General features: G+C 59.6%; 12 protein-coding genes and 1 pseudogene. 4 read left to right on the top strand and 9 right to left on the bottom strand.

Annotated elements, in window-relative coordinates; genetic code table 11:
• Positions 1 to 71: 71 nt before the first annotated feature.
• Complete coding sequence (locus ACA058_RS03830) at positions 72 to 1,511, top strand: PhoPQ-activated pathogenicity-related family protein (protein WP_497637928.1); 1,440 nt, start codon at positions 72 to 74, stop codon at positions 1,509 to 1,511.
• Here the strand turns inward: ACA058_RS03830 and ACA058_RS03825 are convergent.
• From ACA058_RS03825 to ACA058_RS03785, 9 genes and pseudogenes are all read right to left on the bottom strand, one after another.
• A complete protein-coding gene (locus ACA058_RS03825; RefSeq protein ID WP_497637927.1) occupies positions 1,508 to 2,449 on the bottom strand; it encodes an AEC family transporter in 942 nt (313 codons plus the stop codon). The genes ACA058_RS03830 and ACA058_RS03825 overlap by 4 nt on opposite strands.
• A 184-nt stretch (positions 2,450 to 2,633) precedes the next feature.
• Positions 2,634 to 4,187 (bottom strand): galactarate dehydratase, encoded by a 1,554-nt coding sequence (gene garD / locus ACA058_RS03820; RefSeq protein WP_497637926.1) that lies wholly within the window; start codon positions 4,185 to 4,187, stop codon positions 2,634 to 2,636.
• Between the two features lie 11 nt (positions 4,188 to 4,198).
• Positions 4,199 to 5,581 (bottom strand): annotated as a pseudogene (locus ACA058_RS03815) (MFS transporter); the annotation flags it as partial.
• Positions 5,582 to 5,779: 198 nt separating this feature from the next.
• A complete protein-coding gene (locus ACA058_RS03810; RefSeq protein ID WP_497637925.1) occupies positions 5,780 to 7,225 on the bottom strand; it encodes an aldehyde dehydrogenase family protein in 1,446 nt (481 codons plus the stop codon).
• 61 nt (positions 7,226 to 7,286) lie between these two features.
• Positions 7,287 to 8,198 carry a 5-dehydro-4-deoxyglucarate dehydratase gene (gene kdgD / locus ACA058_RS03805; protein WP_497637924.1) on the bottom strand — a complete coding sequence of 304 codons (912 nt, stop codon included), beginning with the start codon at positions 8,196 to 8,198 and terminating at the stop codon, positions 7,287 to 7,289.
• Positions 8,199 to 8,615: 417 nt separating this feature from the next.
• On the bottom strand, positions 8,616 to 9,365 hold the full coding sequence (locus ACA058_RS03800) for a FadR/GntR family transcriptional regulator (RefSeq protein ID WP_175391458.1): 750 nt from the start codon (positions 9,363 to 9,365) through the stop codon (positions 8,616 to 8,618).
• 265 nt (positions 9,366 to 9,630) lie between these two features.
• Entirely contained in the window at positions 9,631 to 11,358 is a 1,728-nt protein-coding gene (locus tag ACA058_RS03795; RefSeq protein ID WP_497637923.1) for an ABC transporter ATP-binding protein/permease, read from the bottom strand.
• A 97-nt stretch (positions 11,359 to 11,455) separates the two neighbouring features.
• On the bottom strand, positions 11,456 to 12,016 hold the full coding sequence (locus ACA058_RS03790) for a response regulator transcription factor (protein WP_497637922.1): 561 nt from the start codon (positions 12,014 to 12,016) through the stop codon (positions 11,456 to 11,458).
• Positions 12,009 to 13,271: an ATP-binding protein gene (locus ACA058_RS03785; RefSeq protein WP_497637921.1), complete on the bottom strand. Its 1,263-nt coding sequence runs from the start codon at positions 13,269 to 13,271 to the stop codon at positions 12,009 to 12,011. The genes ACA058_RS03790 and ACA058_RS03785 overlap by 8 nt, the downstream gene beginning before the upstream one ends.
• A gap of 318 nt (positions 13,272 to 13,589) precedes the next feature.
• Between ACA058_RS03785 and ACA058_RS03780 the strand changes: the two genes are divergently transcribed.
• From ACA058_RS03780 to ACA058_RS03770, 3 genes are all read left to right on the top strand, one after another.
• A complete protein-coding gene (locus ACA058_RS03780) occupies positions 13,590 to 14,306 on the top strand; it encodes an SIMPL domain-containing protein (protein ID WP_497637920.1) in 717 nt (238 codons plus the stop codon).
• Between the two features lie 470 nt (positions 14,307 to 14,776).
• Entirely contained in the window at positions 14,777 to 16,402 is a 1,626-nt protein-coding gene (locus ACA058_RS03775) for an ABC transporter substrate-binding protein (RefSeq protein ID WP_497637919.1), read from the top strand.
• Between the two features lie 306 nt (positions 16,403 to 16,708).
• Positions 16,709 to 18,310 carry an ABC transporter substrate-binding protein gene (locus tag ACA058_RS03770; RefSeq protein WP_497637918.1) on the top strand — a complete coding sequence of 534 codons (1,602 nt, stop codon included), beginning with the start codon at positions 16,709 to 16,711 and terminating at the stop codon, positions 18,308 to 18,310.
• Positions 18,311 to 18,429: the final 119 nt, after the last annotated feature.

Raw genomic sequence — 18,429 nt, 5'->3', positions numbered from 1 at the left:
TTCGAGCCTTTCCCTGCACCACAAGGAAGGTTCCCATGGGATTGAACGCCAGGTTCTTATTGTCGAAATTAATGTTGTCCAGCCTGCTCGTCAGCAGCTCGATTCATGCCTCTGCCCAAGCGTGTTTCGAAGCCAGCGGTCAAGACTTCAGCGAAGTGCTCACCTGTTACAAGAAAGCCGAGGACGCCAACCCGCTGCTTTACACCGCCAAAGCGAGCACGATATTTCCCGGCGTGGAAAAACGCAGTTTCGAATTGTCCTCCCAGCAATGGTCGCCACTGGGTTTGGTCAGCCCGGCACAGTGGAAACACACGGTTGACATCTACATTCCGGAAAACGCCCTGCACAGCCAGGCGCTGCTGGTGGCCAACAACGGAACCGCCAACGCCGGGCAGACCAATGCCGACGAACCGACTGACTTTACCGAAGCGATGGCTCTTGAAGTGGCGGGTAAGACACGCACGATTGTCATTTCAGTCAGTAACGTTCCGAACCAGTACCTGACCTATGCCGACGACGGCATTGCGCGCACGGAAGACGCCAGCGTCGCCCACAGCTGGAAACTCTTTCTCGACGACCCTTACCAACGCCCGTTCATGTCAGTGCGCCTGCCCATGGTAGTGTCGATGGTCAAGGCCATGGACCTCGCGCAAAAGGAACTGCAACCCTGGGGGATAGACCGCTTCATTGCCAGTGGCGCATCGAAACGTGGCTGGACCGTTTGGCTGACAGCCATTGCCGATGAGAGGGTCAAGGCCATCGTGCCATTTGTCATCGACGTGCTGGGCACGGATAACGTCCTTGAACATACCTATCAAAGCTACGGCAAGAACTGGCCACTGGCATTTTTTGACTATCATCACGAAGGCATCACCCAACGGATAAAGACTGAAAACTTCGCCCGCCTGATGAAAATCGAAGACCCGCTGAACTACCTGCAGACCCGCTATGCCGAGCGCCTGGCAATCCCGAAATACATCGTCAACGCCAGCAGCGACGATTTCTTCCTGCCAGACAATGCGCGATTTTTCTTCGACCGACTTCCAGGTCCGAAAGCCTTGCGAGTCGCGCCCAATGCGAGTCACTACGGCATCAAACGGTTCATCGAGAACTCGCTGATACCCGTCATCAATCGCTGGCAACAGGACAAGCCCTTGCCGGTCATTTCAATGCACCCGGATCAGCAAACACAAAAGATTGGACTGCAGTTTTCCGAAGCACCGGTGCGGGTGATCCAGTGGACGGCGGCCAATCCGCAGGCCCGGGACTTTCGTCAGCCCTGTGGCATCCAGTACGAACCGCAAGAGCTGAGCCTCACCGACCCGCTCGACGGCGGCATGCAGATCGACACTCCAGAAAATGGCTGGAAAGCGACCTTTGTCGAAGCGATCTTTGCCGATGGCTTCGTCGTGACGACCCCGGTGCAGGTCATTCCGATGCGCTATCCGACACAGGCGCCTCCGGTAATCGAGCCGGCGTGCAAAACCCTGGCCGACGAAGAGCGGCGTTAGATCCAGCCACCCCACTGCAACAAAAAGATCCCGATGTTGGTGGTAATCGCCGCCATCAACGTGGTGATGACGATGATCGCCGCCGCCAGTTCATGATTGCCATTCGCTGCCCGGGCCATGACGAAACTGGCGGCGGCGGTCGGGCTGCCGAAGTACAGGAACAGAATCCCCAGCTCCGCACCGCGAAAGCCCCAGAGCCACGCACCCAGGGTCGCCAGAATTGGCAGGCCGAGCATTTTCACCAGGCTTGAACTGAGCGCCATCGAGCCACTTTTGCGCATCGCCGCCAGCGACAGCGTGCCGCCAATGCAGATCAACGCCAACGGCAAGGTGGTTTGCGCCAGATACTGGCCGGACGTCTCCAGCCATCCCGGCAGGCTGATTTTGAAATAAGCAAAGGGGGCCGCCGCAATCACGCTGATGATCAGCGGATTGCTGAACACGCTTTTGCAAATGCTCCACGGATCGGACTTGATCACCGGGCTGTACACCGCCAGGACAATAGTCGAAAGCGTGTTGTAGAACAGGATCACCAGCGCCGCCAGAATCGCCCCGAGGGAAATCCCGTAGTCGCCGTACATGCTCGCGGCCAGCGCCAGGCCGATCACTCCGTTGTTACCGCGAAAAGCACCCTGGGTGTAAATCCCCCGGTCTTCGCGCGGGCACCTGAAGATCGCCCAGCCCCAGGCGATGGCAAAGCACACCAGGGTCGCGAGGGAGAAGTAGATCAACAGTGCCGGTTGCAACGCGGCGTGCAAGTCGGCATGCAGGATGCCCAGAAATAGCAGCGCCGGCATGGTGACATTGAACACCAGGGCCGAGGCGGTGTGGATGAAGTTGTCGTTGATCCAGTCGATGCGCTTGAGCAACACCCCCAGAAACAGCATGGCGAACACCGGGGCGGTGATGTTCAAGGTTTCGAGGAAAATTGCCAGCATGCCGGAGAAGACCTTGAGGTGGGCGTCGTTAGGGGGCTAATAATAAGCCACTGAGGACGTCAGCGTCTGGAAGACCGTCATCGCGGGCAAGCCTTGCTCCTACAGAACGTTGTCGTACACATTTTCCGTGTACACCATAGATTCCGTAGGAGCAAGGCTTGCCCGCGATGCAGGCGACGCGGTCTCAGGTGATAGGCGCCGGGTTGAACAAGGTAATGTCGTTATGCAACTTGTGCCGCTCCGCCCAAGTCTGCTTCTTGCCACTGGCCACATCCAGGTAGTAGTGGAACAACTCCCAGCCGAGGTCTTCGATAGATGCCCGCCCGGTAGCGATTCGCCCGGCGTCGATGTCGATCAGGTCCGGCCAGCGCTGCGCCAGTTCGGTCCGGGTCGATACCTTCACCACCGGCGCCATGGCCAGCCCGTAAGGCGTGCCGCGGCCGGTGGTGAACACGTGCAGGTTCATTCCCGCCGCCAACTGCAGCGTCCCGCAGACAAAGTCACTGGCCGGGGTCGCACAGAAGATCAGGCCTTTTTCCTTGAACCGCTCGCCAGGGCCGAGCACGCCAGTGATAGCGCTGCTACCGGACTTGACGATCGAACCCAGGGACTTCTCGACAATGTTCGACAAACCGCCTTTCTTGTTGCCCGGCGTGGTATTGGCGCTGCGATCCGCCTCACCCTTGGCCAGGTAACGGTCGTACCAGTCCATTTCCCGCACCAGTTCCTGCGCGACTTCCTTGGTCTGCGCGCGGGAGGTCAGCAGGTAGATCGCATCGCGCACTTCGGTGACTTCGGAGAACATCACCGTCGCACCCGCACGCAGCAACAGGTCCGAGGCATAACCCAAGGCCGGGTTGGCGGTGATCCCGGAAAACGCATCACTGCCGCCACACTGCATGCCGAGGATCAGCTCCGACGCCGGTACGGTTTCCCGACGACGCTTATCGAGTTTCTTCAAGCGGGTCTCAGCCAGTTCCATGATCTGCTCGATCATCTCGGTAAAACCGTGGCTGGAATCCTGCAGGCGATACAGCCACGGCTCTGTCAAATCCACCGAGGCATCGTCCTCGTGCATCACCTGCCCGGCCTGCAATTTCTCGCAGCCCAGGCTGATCACCAGCGCTTCGCCACCCAGGTTCGGGTTGCGCGCCAGGTTGCGCACGGTGCGAATCGGGATGTAGGCGTCGGTGGCGGTGATCGCCACGCCACAGCCATAGCTGTGGGTCAGCGCCACCACGTCATCGACGTGCGGGTACTTGGGCAGCAGCTCGTCCTTGATGCGCTTGACCGCATGATCCAGCACACCGGTCACGCATTGCACCGTGGTAGTGATCCCAAGAATGTTGCGCGTGCCGACGGTACCGTCGGCGTTGCGATAACCCTCGAAGGTATAGCCCTCCAGCGGAGCCTGCGCGGCCGGCACTTCGGTGGACAGCGGCAAGCTGTCCAGCGGCGGCGCGGTCGGCATGCGCAGTTGATCTTCCTTGACCCAACTGCCACGGGGAATCGGCTGCAGGGCGTAGCCAATGACCTGCCCGTAACGAATCACCTGGCCACCCTCGGCAATGTCTTCCAGGGTGACCTTGTGGCTCTGTGGCACGAAGTCGACGGTGACCAGGCCATCGGAAAACTCGGTACCGGCCGGTACCCCCTGGTCATTGACCACGATCACCACGTTGTCCCGCTCGTGCAGGCGGATGTAACGCGGCGAGTCGGAATGTTCAATCAACTGCATGACGCCGCTCCTCAGGAATGCGCTTGAGACAATTTACCGGATGCTTCAGGACCGTTTACCGGCGGCTCTTTGAGCACCACACGCTTGATCGGACCGACGATGACCAGATAGCTGAACACCGCGACCAGTGCGTTGCAACCGACAAACACCAGCGCCCATTTGAACGAACCGGTGGAACTGATGATGTAACCGATGACGATCGGCGTGGTGATCGACGCCAGGTTGCCGAAGGTGTTGAACAAGCCACCGCTGAGACCGGCGATCTGCTTCGGCGAAGTATCGGACACCACGGCCCAACCCAATGCACCCACGCCTTTGCCGAAGAACGCCAGGGCCATGAAGCCCACGACCATCCATTCGACGTCCACGTAGTTGCAGGCCACGATGCTGCTGGACACCAGCAGGCCAGCGATGATCGGCGCCTTGCGGGCGAAGGTCAGGGAATGCCCCTTGCGCAGCAGGTAGTCGGAAATCACCCCGCCAAGCACGCCACCGATGAAGCCGCAGATCGCTGGCAACGAGGCGATGAAACCGGCCTTGAGGATGGTCATGCCACGTTCCTGCACCAGGTACACCGGGAACCAGGTCAGGAAGAAGTAAGTGATGCCGTTGATGCAGTATTGGCCGAGGTACACCCCCAACATCATGCGGTTGGTCAGCAACTGGCGGATGTAGTCCCACTTCGGACCGTCGTCCTTTTTGCCTTTGCCTTTGTCCTGGTCCATGTCGACCATACCGCCGTTGTCGGCGATGTGCTTGAACTCGGCGTCGTTGATCATCGGGTGCTGACGCGGGCTGTAGATCACCTTCAACCAGATGCCCGAGAAAATGATGCCGATCACGCCCATGACGATGAACACGTGCTGCCAGCCGAAGCTGTAGACGATCCAGCCCATCAGCGGTGCGAACAACACGGTGGCAAAGTATTGCGCCGAGTTGAAGATCGCCGAAGCGGTGCCGCGTTCAGCAGTCGGGAACCAGGCCGCGACGATGCGTGCGTTGCCGGGGAAGGACGGCGCTTCGGCCAGACCCACCAAAAAGCGCAGCATGAACAGCGCAACGACCGCCGTGGACATGCCGAACTCGCCGACATAACCCTGCAGAACGGTGAACAGCGACCAGGTGAAGATGCTCAGTGCATAGATTTTTTTCGAACCGAAACGGTCCAGCAGCCAGCCACCGGGAATTTGCCCGGCCACGTAGGCCCAACCGAATGCAGAGAAGATGTAGCCAAGGGTGACCGCGTCAATGCCGAGGTCTTTTTGCAGGCTGGAGCCGGCGATGGCGATGGTGGCGCGGTCGGCGTAGTTGATCGTGGTCACCAGAAACAGCATGAGCAGGATCAGATAGCGGACGTGAGTCGGCTTCTTGGTTGATTGCATGTAGATGTACTCCCACTGATTATTTTTATGCGCGGGTGAATCTTTTTTGTGTCCCTTGTAGGAGCGAGCATGCTCCGGGCGGCGTTCCGACGATGGTCGTCAACGATGACGCTGGGCATCAGGCTGAACTTCGCGATCTCAAGACCATCGCGAGCATGCTCGCTCCTACAGGGGGGCGCGGTATCGTTGCCAATACCGCGGTGATTCCTGTTACGAGCCGATGTAGCTGGTCTTCACGACCGTGTAGAACTCTTGCGCATAGCGACCTTGCTCACGTGATCCATAGGATGAACCTTTACGCCCACCGAACGGAACGTGGTAATCCACGCCGGCGGTCGGCAGGTTGACCATCACCATCCCGGCCTGGGAGTGGCGCTTGAAGTGGTTGGCGTACTTCAACGAAGTGGTGGCGATGCCCGCCGACAGACCGAATTCGGTGTCGTTGGCCATGGCCAGTGCGGCTTCGTAATCGGCCACGCGAACGATGTTGGCCACCGGGCCGAAGATCTCTTCGCGGCTGATGCGCATCGAGGCTTCGCTGTCGGCAAACAGGGTTGGCGCGAGGAAGTAGCCCTCGGTGTCGCAGGTCACCAGGCCACCGCCGCTGACCAGGTGCGCACCCTCGGACTGGCCGATGTCGATGTATTTCATGTCCTGTTCAAGCTGCGCTTGCGACACCACCGGACCGATGTCGGTGCCGGATTTCAATGCGTGACCGACCTTGATCGACTTCATGCGCTCGGCCATGGCTTCGACGAATTTGTCGTGAATCCCGGCGGTGACGATGAAGCGGCTCGATGCCGTGCAACGCTGGCCGGTGGAGTAGAACGCGCTCTGCACCGACAGCTCGACCGCTTGCTTGAGGTCGGCGTCGTCGAGAATGATCTGCGGGTTCTTGCCGCCCATTTCCAACTGCACCTTGGCCTGGCGCGACACGCAGCTGACGGCGATCTGACGACCTACACCCACCGAACCGGTGAAGCTGATGCCGTCGACTTTCGGGCTATGTACCAGCGCATCGCCAACCACACGACCGCTGCCCATCACCAGATTGAACACACCGGCCGGGAAGCCTGCGCGGGAGATGATTTCCGCCAGGGCCCAGGCGCAACCCGGTACCAGGTCCGCTGGCTTGAGCACGACGCAGTTGCCGTAGGCCAGGGCCGGAGCGATTTTCCATGCAGGAATGGCAATCGGGAAGTTCCACGGGGTAATCAGACCGACCACGCCCAAGGCTTCGCGGGTGACTTCAACGTTGACGCCCGGACGCACCGACGGCAGGTAGTCGCCGGACAGGCGCAGGCATTCACCGGCGAAGAACTTGAAGATGTTGCCGGCGCGGGTCACTTCGCCGATGGCTTCGGGAAGTGTCTTGCCCTCTTCCCGGGCCAGCAGGGTGCCGAGTTCTTCGCGACGGGCGAGGATCTCGGTACCGACTTTATCCAGGGAATCATGACGCGCCTGAATGCCGGAAGTGGACCATGCCGGGAACGCGGCGCGGGCAGCGTCGATGGCAGAGTGGACCTGGGCCAGGTCAGCCTTGGCGTAATCGCCGATGGCGTCAGTCAGTTCGGACGGGTTGATGTTGGTCGAATAATCGCCACCGGCAACCCATTCGCCGTTGATGTAGTTATCGAAACGCTTTGCATCTGCCACGGAAGTTTCTCCTCACGCAAAAGGCCGCTGATCACTCAGCGGCCTTACTTAATCGGATGTGTTACTGCGCACCCTGCTTGTCGATCAGCGCGGCGAGCATTTCGTACTCTTCGCCGGTCAGATCGGTCAGCGGCGCACGCACGGGACCGGCGTCATAGCCGGCAATTTTTGCCCCGGCCTTGACGATGCTCACCGTGTAACCGGCTTTGCGGTTACGGATGTCCAGGTACGGCAGGAAAAAGTCGTCGATGATCTTGCCGACGGTGGCGTGATCTTCGCGAGCGATCGCGTGGTAGAAGTCCATCGCGGTTTTCGGGATGAAGTTGAACACCGCCGAGGAGTAGACCGGCACGCCCAGCGCCTTGTAGGCCGCGGCGTAGACTTCGGCGGTCGGCAAACCGCCCAGGTAGGTGAAGCGATCACCGAGGCGGCGACGGATCGACACCATCAACTCGATATCACCCAGGCCATCCTTGTAGCCGATCAGGTTCGGGCAACGCTCGGCCAGACGTTCCAGCAGCGGCGCGTTCAGGCGGCAGACGTTACGGTTGTAGACCACCACGCCGATGTTGACCGATTTGCACACGGCTTCAACGTGAGCGGCAACGCCGTCCTGGCTGGCTTCGGTCAGGTAGTGCGGCAGCAGCAACAGGCCTTTGGCGCCCAGACGCTCGGCTTCCTGAGCGAATTCGATGGCCTGACGAGTCGAACCACCGACACCGGCGAGAATTGGCACGCTGGTGGCGCAAGTGTCGACGGCAGTCTTGATGATTTCCGAATATTCGCTGGCCGCCAGAGAGAAGAACTCACCGGTGCCGCCTGCGGCGAACAAAGCCGAGGCGCCGTATGGGGCCAGCCATTCCAGGCGCTTGATGTAGCCAGCGCGGTTGAAATCGCCCTGGGCATTGAAATCGGTGACCGGGAAAGACAACAGACCGGAAGAGAGGATGGACTTCAGTTCTTGTGGATTCATTATTCGAACACCCTGGGTAACGACGTTATGTATGAGAAAACCGTTCAGCCTTCGCCGAAGTTGTATGTCATCGTACAACTAAATAAATACCCGTCAACTGGATTTCATCGCCGTGGGTGAAAATTGTTGGACAAAGATGGTTACATGCCCGCGCTTACTGGACTTTCATCGTCGAGAGCAAGAAATAGAATGTGCGACCAATGCACTGCTCAAGAGTTACGTTGTCGGAAGATCAGGTCCGACACTCATCGTATTGGCTGAGGAATGTGGCGTGCTTGCGGCCCAATCGCGAGCAGGCTCGCTCCCACAGTGGATCGCCTGCGCACACAAAATCTGTGAACATCCGCCAATCAACTGTGGGAGCGAGCCTGCTCGCGATAAAATCTGTCGGTCACCAGAAAACCTGACTTGAACAACTTACCCCCGCTGCGCCTCCGCCTCTTCATGGGCATGACGCAAGCGCTCACGGCTGTTAGTCAGGTGCAAGCGCATGGCCGCGCGCGCCGCGTCAGAGTCCTGGCGGGCGATCGCGTCGTAGATCTCTTCGTGCTCGCGGCTCAGGCGATTCATGTAGTGCTGCTGATCGTCATGGGCCAGCCGCGCGGAGTTGAGACGGGTGCGCGGGATGATGCTGGTGCCCAGGTGAGTCATGATGTCGGTGAAGTAGCGGTTGCCGGTCGCCAGGGCAATCTGCAGGTGGAACTGGAAGTCCGAGGCCACGGCATCGCTGGCGTGGGAAACACTTTCGTTCAGGGCATCCAGCGCCGCACGCATCAGCGCCAACTGCTCGGGGCTGCGGCGTTGTGCGGCGAGGCCGGCGGACTCCACTTCGAGGCTGATGCGCAGTTCCAGAATGGCCAGCACGTCGCGCAAGGTAACCACAGTTGCCGGGTCGATGCGGAAACCGCTCGGGCTCGGCGTGTCGAGCACAAAGGTGCCGATGCCGTGACGGGTTTCCACCTGCCCGGCCGCTTGCAAACGGGAAATCGCCTCGCGCACCACCGTGCGGCTGACGCCATGGGCATCCATGATCGCCGACTCGGTGGGCAACTTGTCGCCACGCTTGAGGTGACCGTCGCGGATCTGCTCGGACAGCACCGTCACCAACTCCTGAGCGAGGCTGCGGCGCTTGCGAGGGAGGCGTGGTGCGTCGTTCGGGTTTTCCATGGTGAACATCTGTCTCGAAAAATTCGGCTGAAAGCGCATCATAGCTCAACGCGGTTGTACGATCACCCACTGGGCCTGTAGGAGCAACCGTGGCGAGGGGATTTAGCGAACCGTCGCACCGCCCCGTTGGATGGCGAAGCCATCCCAAAACCACGCGCCTTGGTGTATCAGGTACACCGAGGCGCGTGGTTTTACGACGGCTGCGCCGCCGAACGGGGATAAATCCCCTCACCACAAAGCCCGTCCCACGGGCGTTTTGTGGGGTTCAGGCGGTCACGGTCTGGTCCACCAAATGGCCATTCTCGATACGAACGTGCCGTGGATGGAAGCGCTTGAGGCTGCTGCGATGGCCGACGCTGACGATACTCAGGCCCGGCAACTCATCGATCAGCGCCTGATACAGCGACGCCTCGTCTTCTTCATCCATCGCCGAAGTCGCTTCGTCCATATACAGCCATTGCGGTGCATAAAGCAGCGCACGGGCAAAGGCCAGACGTTGCTGCTCGCCCGGCGACAGCATGCGCTGCCAGTGATTGGCTTCGTCGAGACGCGCCACCAGATGCGGCAAACGGCAGGTTTCCAGAACGTGCACGTAACGCTCGTTCGGGTAGGTATCACCGGCCTGTGGATAACTCAGTGCTTCACGCAAGGTGCCAATCGGCAAGTAAGGCTTTTGCGGCAGGAACAGATAGCGCGCCGCCGGCAGTCGGATACTGCCGTGCCCCGCTGGCCACAGGTGACCCATCGCCCGCAGCAAGGTCGACTTGCCGCTGCCGGAACGACCGCTGAGCATGACGCGCTCGCCCTCCTCCACGGTCATGTCGCCACTGGTCAACAGGTGGCGGCCGTCAGCCAGGTCGAGGCCGAGGTTGTGCACCTTCAAGGCTGAGCCCGAGTTCTGTACGTCGATGGCCGGCGCGCGTTGTTCGTTGTCAGTCATGGCCTGACGGAAGCTGAGCAGACGATCGCAGGTGGCGCGCCATGAGGCGAGGCTCTGGTACGCGGTGATGAACCAGCTGAAGCTGTCCTGGACATTGCCGAACGCCGAGCTGATTTGCATCAGCTCACCCAGTTCGATCTTGCCGGCGAGGTAACGCGGCGCGGCAACCATGAAGGGGAAGATGACAGCGGCCTGCTCGTAACCGGAAGTGAAGAAGGTCAGGCGCTTGGACACCTTCATGATGTCCCAGAAGTTGTGCCAGACCATTGAGAAACGATGGGTCAAGCGGCGGTTCTCATTGGGCTCGCCGTTGTACAACGCGATGCTCTCGGCATTCTCGCGAATCCGTACCATGGAGAAACGCAGGTCGGCTTCGAAGCGTTGTTGGCGGTTGTTCAGGCCGATCAAGCGGCGACCGATCAAATGCGTCAGCCAGCTGCCCAGTACCGCGTAAACCAGTACGCACCAGAACATGTAGCCAGGAATGGTCACACCGAAAACGTCGATGCTCCCAGACACACCCCAGAGGATGATCGAGAACGACACCAGACTGACGATATTGCGCAGCAGGCCGATGCCCAGGCTCAAGGTGTCGGAGGTGAAATTGTTGAGGTCTTCGGAAATGCGCTGGTCCGGGTTATCGGTGTAGCCGCCCTGCTCCAGCTGGTAGTAATTCTTGTTGCCGAGCCAACGGGCGAAATGCTTTTCGGTGAGCCACGCCCGCCAGCGAATCGTCAGCATCTGCGTCAGGTAGAGCCGGTACACCGCACCGACGATCGCCACCGCCGCAATCGCGCAGAAATACAGGATCAGCCGCCAGAATGCCGCCTCGTCCTTTTGCTGCAGGGCGTTGTAGAAATCCTTGTACCAGGTGTTGAACCACACCGAGATTCCCACGCTGATCAGCGACAGCGCAATCACTGCGATCAGCAACGTCCAGGCCTTGACCTTTTCTTCACTGCGCCAGTAAGGCGTGATCATCGCCCAGACTTTTCGGAAAAACTGCCCGCGCACAGCATCATTGACCGCGGAGTACTCAGCGTTCTGATTCATGGATAAGGCTCGATAAGGAAAAGAACACGTACGAACCGATCATAGATGATCGGTTCGATTTTTCGCGAGGAGTGGCCCGCATTCGTTCAGCGCAGGTTCAGCGACGAACCGGGCGCTTCTGCAATTTGCGCTGCAGCGTGCGCCGGTGCATGCCCAGGGCGCGGGCGGTGGCGGAGATGTTGCCTTCGTGCTCGGTCAACACGCGCTGGATGTGTTCCCACTGCAGGCGGTCCACGGACATCGGGTTTTCCGGCACCAGGCTGTCGAGGTCGGCGTGTTCGGACAACAGCGCCGCCAGCACGTCGTCGGCGTCGGCCGGTTTGCACAGGTAGTTGCAGGCGCCGCGCTTGATCGCCTCCACGGCGGTAGCAATGCTCGAATAGCCGGTGAGGATCACCACGCGCATTTCCGGGTCCATCTCCAGTAACTTGGGCAGCAGCACCAGACCCGAGTCGCCATCCATTTTCAGGTCCAGCGCGGCATAGTCCGGCAGATCGGCCTGGGCGATGGTCAGCCCCTCTTCGGCGGAACCGGCGGTGCTGACGCGAAAGCCACGGCGGGCCATGGCGCGGGCCATCACCCGGGTAAAGGTCGCGTCGTCGTCAACCAGCAGCAAATGCGGCAGATCTTCGCCTTCGACTTGGATTTCGTCACTCATGTTGGTCTCCTCGGGCGCCGTGGGGCAGGCGCAGCTCGGTGAGCGTGCCGCCTTCCTCATGACTGTAGAGTTTCACTGAGCCGCCGGCGCGTGTCACGCTGGCCTTGCTCAAAAACAGGCCCAGGCCGAAACCTTTGCCCTTGGTGGTAAAAAACGGCTTGCCGATCTGCTCGGCGATGGCCAGCGGCACACCGGCACCGTGGTCGCGGATGCTGATGGTCAAGTCCTCGGCATTCCAGTCCAGGGTGACCTGCAGTCCTTCGGGACAGGCATCCGCTGCGTTGTTGAGCAAATTGAGCAGCGCCTGGGTCAGGTCCGGTGGCGGCGCCATGCGCGGCACCGTGCCCTGGCCCAGGCGCTGGAAGCGATAACTGGCTTCCGGGCGCATCAGGTGCCAGCGATTGAGCGCTTCGTCGAGCCAGTCGGTGACGTCCTGCATCTGCACCGCCAGCCGGCGATTGGCCTCCGCCGCCCGAACCAGCTGCTGCAAGGTCTCTTTGCACAGCTTGACCTGATCCTGCAGCACTTTCAGGTCATCCTGCAGCATCGGGTCAGGATGATCCTGTTGCATCTCTTTGAGCAACACGCTCATGGTCGCCAGCGGCGTGCCCAGTTCATGGGCGGCGCCCGCCGCCTGGGTGGCGACAGCCAGCAGTTGCTGGTCTCGCAGGCCTTCTTCGCGGCGAATGGCCCGCAGCTCTTCCTGGCGACGCAGCTCTTCGGCCATGCGCGCGGCGAAGAACGTGATCACTGCCGCCGCCAGGGCGAAGCTCAACCACATCCCGTACACCTGCAGGTTTTCCCGGGCGATCGGAAAGGTTTGCAGCGGGTAGAAGCGCGCCAGCAGCAAGGTGTACATGGTCAAGGCGATGCCCGACAGAATCACCGAGTAACGCCATGGCAACGTCACTGCCGCGATGGTCAGCGGCACCAGGTAATAAGAGACGAAGGGGTTGGTCGAACCACCCGAGAAATACAGCAGCGCACTGTGGATAAACAGGTCGCAGGCCAGTTGCACCGCGTATTCGAGCTCGGTGACCGGCCAGGTGGTGCGCAGCCGAATGGCTGTGAAAGCACACAGCAGCATCGAGCAGCCGAGGGTCGCGGCCAGTTGGAACCAGGGCAGTGGCAGCAATTCGAACCAGTAGGCCAGGCCCACGGAACCGGCTTGAGCGGCCAATACCAAGGTACGGATGAACGTCAGCCGCCAGAGATTCTGGCGCGTGGCGGAAGTGATTTGAACGGGGGCGAGCATGAGCTCTCCTGATGAGCGCTCCAGGCGGATCGACGGGAGTATAACCAAGCGCGGGGGCTGACAGGCGAAAGTGCGGCAAACAGCCACATGTAGGAGCGAGCATGCTCCGGGCGGCGTTCCGACGATGGTCGTCAACGATAACGCTGGGAACCTGGCACCCCGCGGCGCCCTCAGGTTCATCGCGAGCATGCTCGCTCCTACAAAGGGCGTGCACATCTGTATAGAAGTTGTAACTTTGCGAACCGGATCATCAAAGCTAGAGTCTGATGGTTTCACGCAGGCCCGGACAAAACCCTGCGCACCATCCTAGGAGCCTTCATGCACATATTCCGCCGCAGCGCCGCCCTCCTCGCCCTGAGTGCTGGCACCCTCGCCGCCCTCCCGGCTTTGGCCGCCGACGAACTTCATTACAACCAGATTTCCCTGCGCGCCGAAGTCAGCCAGGAAGTGGCCCGCGACCTGATGATCGTGACCCTCTACACCGAAGAACAGAATACCGACCCGGCCAAACTCGCCGCGGACGTCAGCACCACCATGAACAAGGCCCTGGCCCAGGCTAAGCAGGTCAAGGACGTCACCCTGCGCCAAGGCAGTCGCAACAGCTACCCGATCTACGACGCCAAGGGCCAGAAGATCACCGGCTGGCGTGAGCGTGCCGAACTGCGCCTGGAAAGCTCGGACTTCGCCGCACTGTCGAAGCTGACCGGCGAACTGCTCACCGACCTGAAAATGGGCGGCATGGACTTCGCCATCGCCACGCCAACCCGCAAGGCCAGCGAAGACGCCCTGCTCAAGGACGCCGTAACCGCCTTCAAGGCCCGCGCGCAACTGGCCACCGACGCCCTGGGCGGCAAGGGCTACAAAATCGTCAACCTGAATCTCAACAGCAACGGTTACCCACAACCGTACATGCGCGGGCCGATGATGATGAAAGCCGCCAGCATGGACGCGGCTCCGGTGACGCCGGAAGTGGAAGCAGGCACCAGCCAGGTCAGCATGACGGCCGACGGATCGATTGAAGTGCTGATGCCTTGATTCGATAACCCGAGTAAAAAAACGGCGATCACCGAAGTGATCGCCGTTTTTTTGCAGGGGGTTTGCGTGCATGAGCTATAAATGAATACGCACACCAACGAAAAGCCGAGCTGCAATGGGTGCAACCAATGTTTAGGGCCGATCGGGTTGCAACAATAACCACTCTTATTCACGCCATACCCACCCCACGAACAGGAGTATAAATAAGTAACACCCCGCCCTGATCGGGAGCATCCAGAACTGAGGACGCACCGTTTAAGTGCGTCGATTGCACCTGAAAAACGCCGCGCAAACGATCAAATGCGTCAAGTTTTATACAATTGCGACATTAAGGTACGTTCGTGCCACTGTTTAATGCCTGTAGTCGCTCTGGATCTTGCATTGGGTATGGCCCCTGCATAAGTATCCGCAGGCACGACTCACGAGGTCGTCCTCAAAATCAAAAAATGACAACAAATCATGAGGCCACCATGCTTAAACACGCGGTCATTCCGTTTTTAGTCGGCGCCAGCCTGTTGGCTAGTGCACCGTTCGCTCAAGCTGCGACTAACCTGGTGTTCTGCTCCGAAGGGAGCCCGGCCGGTTTCGATCCAGGTCAATACACCACCGGAACCGACTTCGACGCCTCTGCCGAAACCATGTTCAACCGCCTGACCCAGTTCGAGCGCGGCGGCACCGCCGTAATTCCTGGCCTGGCGACCAGCTGGGACGTCTCCACTGACGGCCTGACCTACACCTTCCACCTGCGCGAAGGCGTCAAGTTCCACACCACCCCGTATTTCAAGCCGACTCGTGAGTTCAACGCCGACGACGTGCTGTTCACCTTCAATCGCATGATTAACAAGGATGAGCCGTTCCGCAAAGCGTACCCGACCGAATTCCCGTACTTCACCGACATGGGGATGGACACCAACATCACCAAGATCGATAAAGTCGACGACAAAACCGTCAAGTTCAGCCTCAAAGACGTTGATGCCGCGTTCATCCAGAACATGGCCATGAGCTTCGCCTCGATCCAGTCTGCCGAATACGCAGCCCAGCTGCTGAAAGAAGGCAAGGCCGCCGACATCAACCAGAAGCCGGTCGGCACCGGTCCGTTCGTGTTCAAGAGCTACCAGAAAGATTCCAACATCCGCTATACCGGGAACAAGGACTACTGGAAGCCGGAAGACGTCAAGATCGACAACTTGATCTTCGCCATCACCACCGACCCGTCAGTACGTATCCAGAAGCTGAAGAAGAACGAGTGCCAGGTCACCCTGTTCCCTCGTCCGGCAGACCTCAAGGCGCTACGCGAAGACAAGACCCTGAAGCTGCCTGACCAGGCCGGTTTCAACCTGGGCTACATCGCCTACAACGTGATGGACAAGGTCAAGGGCAGCAACGAGCCAAACCCATTGGCTCAACTGAAAGTGCGCCAGGCACTGGACATGGCGGTCAACAAGCAACAGATCATCGACTCCGTGTACCAGGGCGCCGGCCAACTGGCCGTCAACGCCATGCCACCGACCCAGTGGTCCTACGACACCACCATCAAGGATGCGCCGTACAACCCTGAGAAAGCCAAAGAGCTGCTCAAGGAAGCCGGCGTGAAAGACGGCACCGAAATCGTTCTCTGGGCCATGCCGGTACAGCGTCCGTATAACCCGAACGCCAAGCTGATGGCAGAAATGCTGCAGTCCGACTGGGCGAAGGTCGGTCTCAAGGTCAAGATCCAGAGCTACGAGTGGGGCGAGTACATCAAGCGCTCCAAAGGCGGCGAGAACCAGGCGATGCTGATTGGCTGGAGCGGCGACAATGGTGATCCGGACAACTGGCTGAACGTGCTGTTCGGTTGCGACTCGCTCGAAGGCAACAACTTCTCGAAATGGTGCTACAAGCCGTTTGACGACATCGTCAAGCAAGCCAAGCGCACTTCGGATCAAGGCAAGCGCACCGAACTGTACAAGCAGGCGCAACACATCCTTAAAGATCAGACGCCAATGACACCTATCGCTCACTCGACGGTGTTCCAACCCATGCGCGCCAATGTGCAGGACTTCAAGATCAGCCCGTTTGGCTTGAACTCCTTCTACGGCGTCAGCGTCAGCAAATAAGGTTTAGTAACGGCGACGTTCATGACGTCGCCGTTACTTTGCCTACCGAGTAAGCAGGAAATTACCTACATCCAAATCGCCCGCTGACTACAGCAGAGCGCTAGGACGCGTCGTCTTTTCCCACGAGACTTTCGGACTTTTCGCATTTACTGCCGGGCCCACGGTACATACCGTCGGGATCTGACCAGTTGATGCGTGGGCCCTCGGTTTTTTTTGCTGCACGCCATGGCTGGAAACCAGTGAAGCCTCCACGTCTGCGCACGCGACCAAGGCTCATTGTCACAACACTGAACAAGAGAGAGCGTCATGCGCCATACCTTGGTTTTATCCGCATTGCTGGGCACTGGCCTGTTGGCCGCCACGTCCATGAGCCAGGCTGCCTCCGACAGCCTGGTGTTTTGTTCCGAAGGCAGCCCCGCCGGCTTCGACACCGCGCAGTACACCACCGCGACCGATAACGACGCCGCCGAACCGCTGTACAACCGCCTGGCAGAGTTTGAAAAAGGCTCGACCAATGTCGTACCCGGTCTGGCCACCAGTTGGGATATTTCCGAGGACGGTCTCACGTACACCTTTCACCTGCGCCCGGGGGTGAAGTTTCATACAACCAAGTACTTCACACCGACTCGCGACTTAAACGCCGATGACGTGCTTTTCACGTTCAATCGCATGCTCGACCCGCAACAACCTTTCCGTAAGGCTTACCCGACCGAATTCCCGTATTTCAACGGCATGAGCCTGAACAAGAACATCGCCAAGGTCGAAAAGACCGGGCCGCTGACCGTGGTCATGACGCTTAACAGCGTGGACGCCGCGTTCATCCAGAACATCGCGATGAGCTTCGCCGCGATTCTCTCCGCCGAGTACGCCGACAAGCTGCTCGCCGAAGGCAAGCCGAGCGATATCAACCAGAAGCCGATCGGCACCGGGCCGTTCGTGTTCAAGAGTTACCAGAAAGACTCGAACATCCGTTACACCGGCAACAAGCATTACTGGGACCCGAGCCGGGTCAAGCTCGACAACCTGATTTTCGCCATCAACACCGACGCCTCGGTGCGCGTGCAGAAGCTCAAGGCCAATGAGTGCCAGATCACCTTGCACCCCCGCCCCGCCGACGTGACCGCGCTGAAGAACGATCCCGCGCTGCAGTTGATCGAAAAGCCCGGTTTCAACCTGGGCTACATCGCCTACAACGTGCGTCACAAGCCATTCGACCAGCTCGAAGTGCGCCAGGCGCTGGACATGGCGGTGAACAAGCAAGGCATTCTCAATGCCGTTTACCAGGGTGCAGGGCAACTGGCGGTCAATGCCATGCCGCCGACCCAATGGTCCTACGATGACACGATCAAGGACGCCGCCTACAACCCGGAAAAAGCCAAAGAACTGCTCAAGGCTGCTGGCGTGAAGGAAGGCACCGAAATCACCCTGTGGGCCATGCCCGTACAGCGCCCCTACAACCCCAATGCGAAGTTGATGGCCGAGATGCTCCAGGCTGACTGGGCGAAGATCGGCCTCAAGGTCAAGATCGTCAGCTACGAATGGGGCGAGTACATCAAGCGCACCAAGAATGGCGAGCACGACATCAGCCTGATCGGCTGGACCGGTGACAACGGTGACCCGGACAACTGGCTCGGCACGCTGTACAGCTGCGACGCCATCGGTGGCAACAACTACTCCATGTGGTGTGATCCGGCTTACGACAAGCTGATCAAGCAGGCCAAGGTCGTGACCGACCGCGACCAGCGCACCCTGCTCTACAAACAGGCGCAGCAGTACCTCAAGCAGCAGGTGCCAATCACGCCGGTCGCCCACTCGACGGTCAACCAGCCGTTGAGCGCCAAAATCGAAGGGTTCAAGGTCAGCCCCTTCGGTCGCAACGTGTTCTCGGGTGTCAGCATCGAAAAATAAAACCGTGTAGTTGAAAACGCTGGGGGCGCATCGCGCCCTCACGCAAGCGTATTGCCGCAATTCGCCAATCCGGCGCACAGCAAACGTTTGCGATGCGTGAAAGAGATCCAAAACAAATA

The organism is Pseudomonas sp. LBUM1649 (assembly GCF_059716155.1).
This window is presented reverse-complemented; position numbering and strand designations above follow the sequence as displayed.

Excerpts from the sequence above, each read along its gene's own strand:
- garD (WP_497637926.1), bottom strand. The coding sequence starts at position 4,187 with ATGCAGTTGATTGAACATTCCGACTCGCCGCGTTACATCCGCCTGCAC.
- ACA058_RS03790 (WP_497637922.1), bottom strand. The coding sequence starts at position 12,016 with ATGAGTGACGAAATCCAAGTCGAAGGCGAAGATCTGCCGCATTTGCTG.
- ACA058_RS03770 (WP_497637918.1), top strand. The coding sequence starts at position 16,709 with ATGCGCCATACCTTGGTTTTATCCGCATTGCTGGGCACTGGCCTGTTG.
- ACA058_RS03800 (WP_175391458.1), bottom strand. The coding sequence starts at position 9,365 with ATGGAAAACCCGAACGACGCACCACGCCTCCCTCGCAAGCGCCGCAGC.
- ACA058_RS03785 (WP_497637921.1), bottom strand. The coding sequence starts at position 13,271 with ATGCTCGCCCCCGTTCAAATCACTTCCGCCACGCGCCAGAATCTCTGG.
- ACA058_RS03775 (WP_497637919.1), top strand. The coding sequence starts at position 14,777 with ATGCTTAAACACGCGGTCATTCCGTTTTTAGTCGGCGCCAGCCTGTTG.
- ACA058_RS03780 (WP_497637920.1), top strand. The coding sequence starts at position 13,590 with ATGCACATATTCCGCCGCAGCGCCGCCCTCCTCGCCCTGAGTGCTGGC.
- ACA058_RS03830 (WP_497637928.1), top strand. The coding sequence starts at position 72 with ATGTTGTCCAGCCTGCTCGTCAGCAGCTCGATTCATGCCTCTGCCCAA.
- kdgD (WP_497637924.1), bottom strand. The coding sequence starts at position 8,198 with ATGAATCCACAAGAACTGAAGTCCATCCTCTCTTCCGGTCTGTTGTCT.
- ACA058_RS03825 (WP_497637927.1), bottom strand. The coding sequence starts at position 2,449 with ATGCTGGCAATTTTCCTCGAAACCTTGAACATCACCGCCCCGGTGTTC.
- ACA058_RS03795 (WP_497637923.1), bottom strand. The coding sequence starts at position 11,358 with ATGAATCAGAACGCTGAGTACTCCGCGGTCAATGATGCTGTGCGCGGG.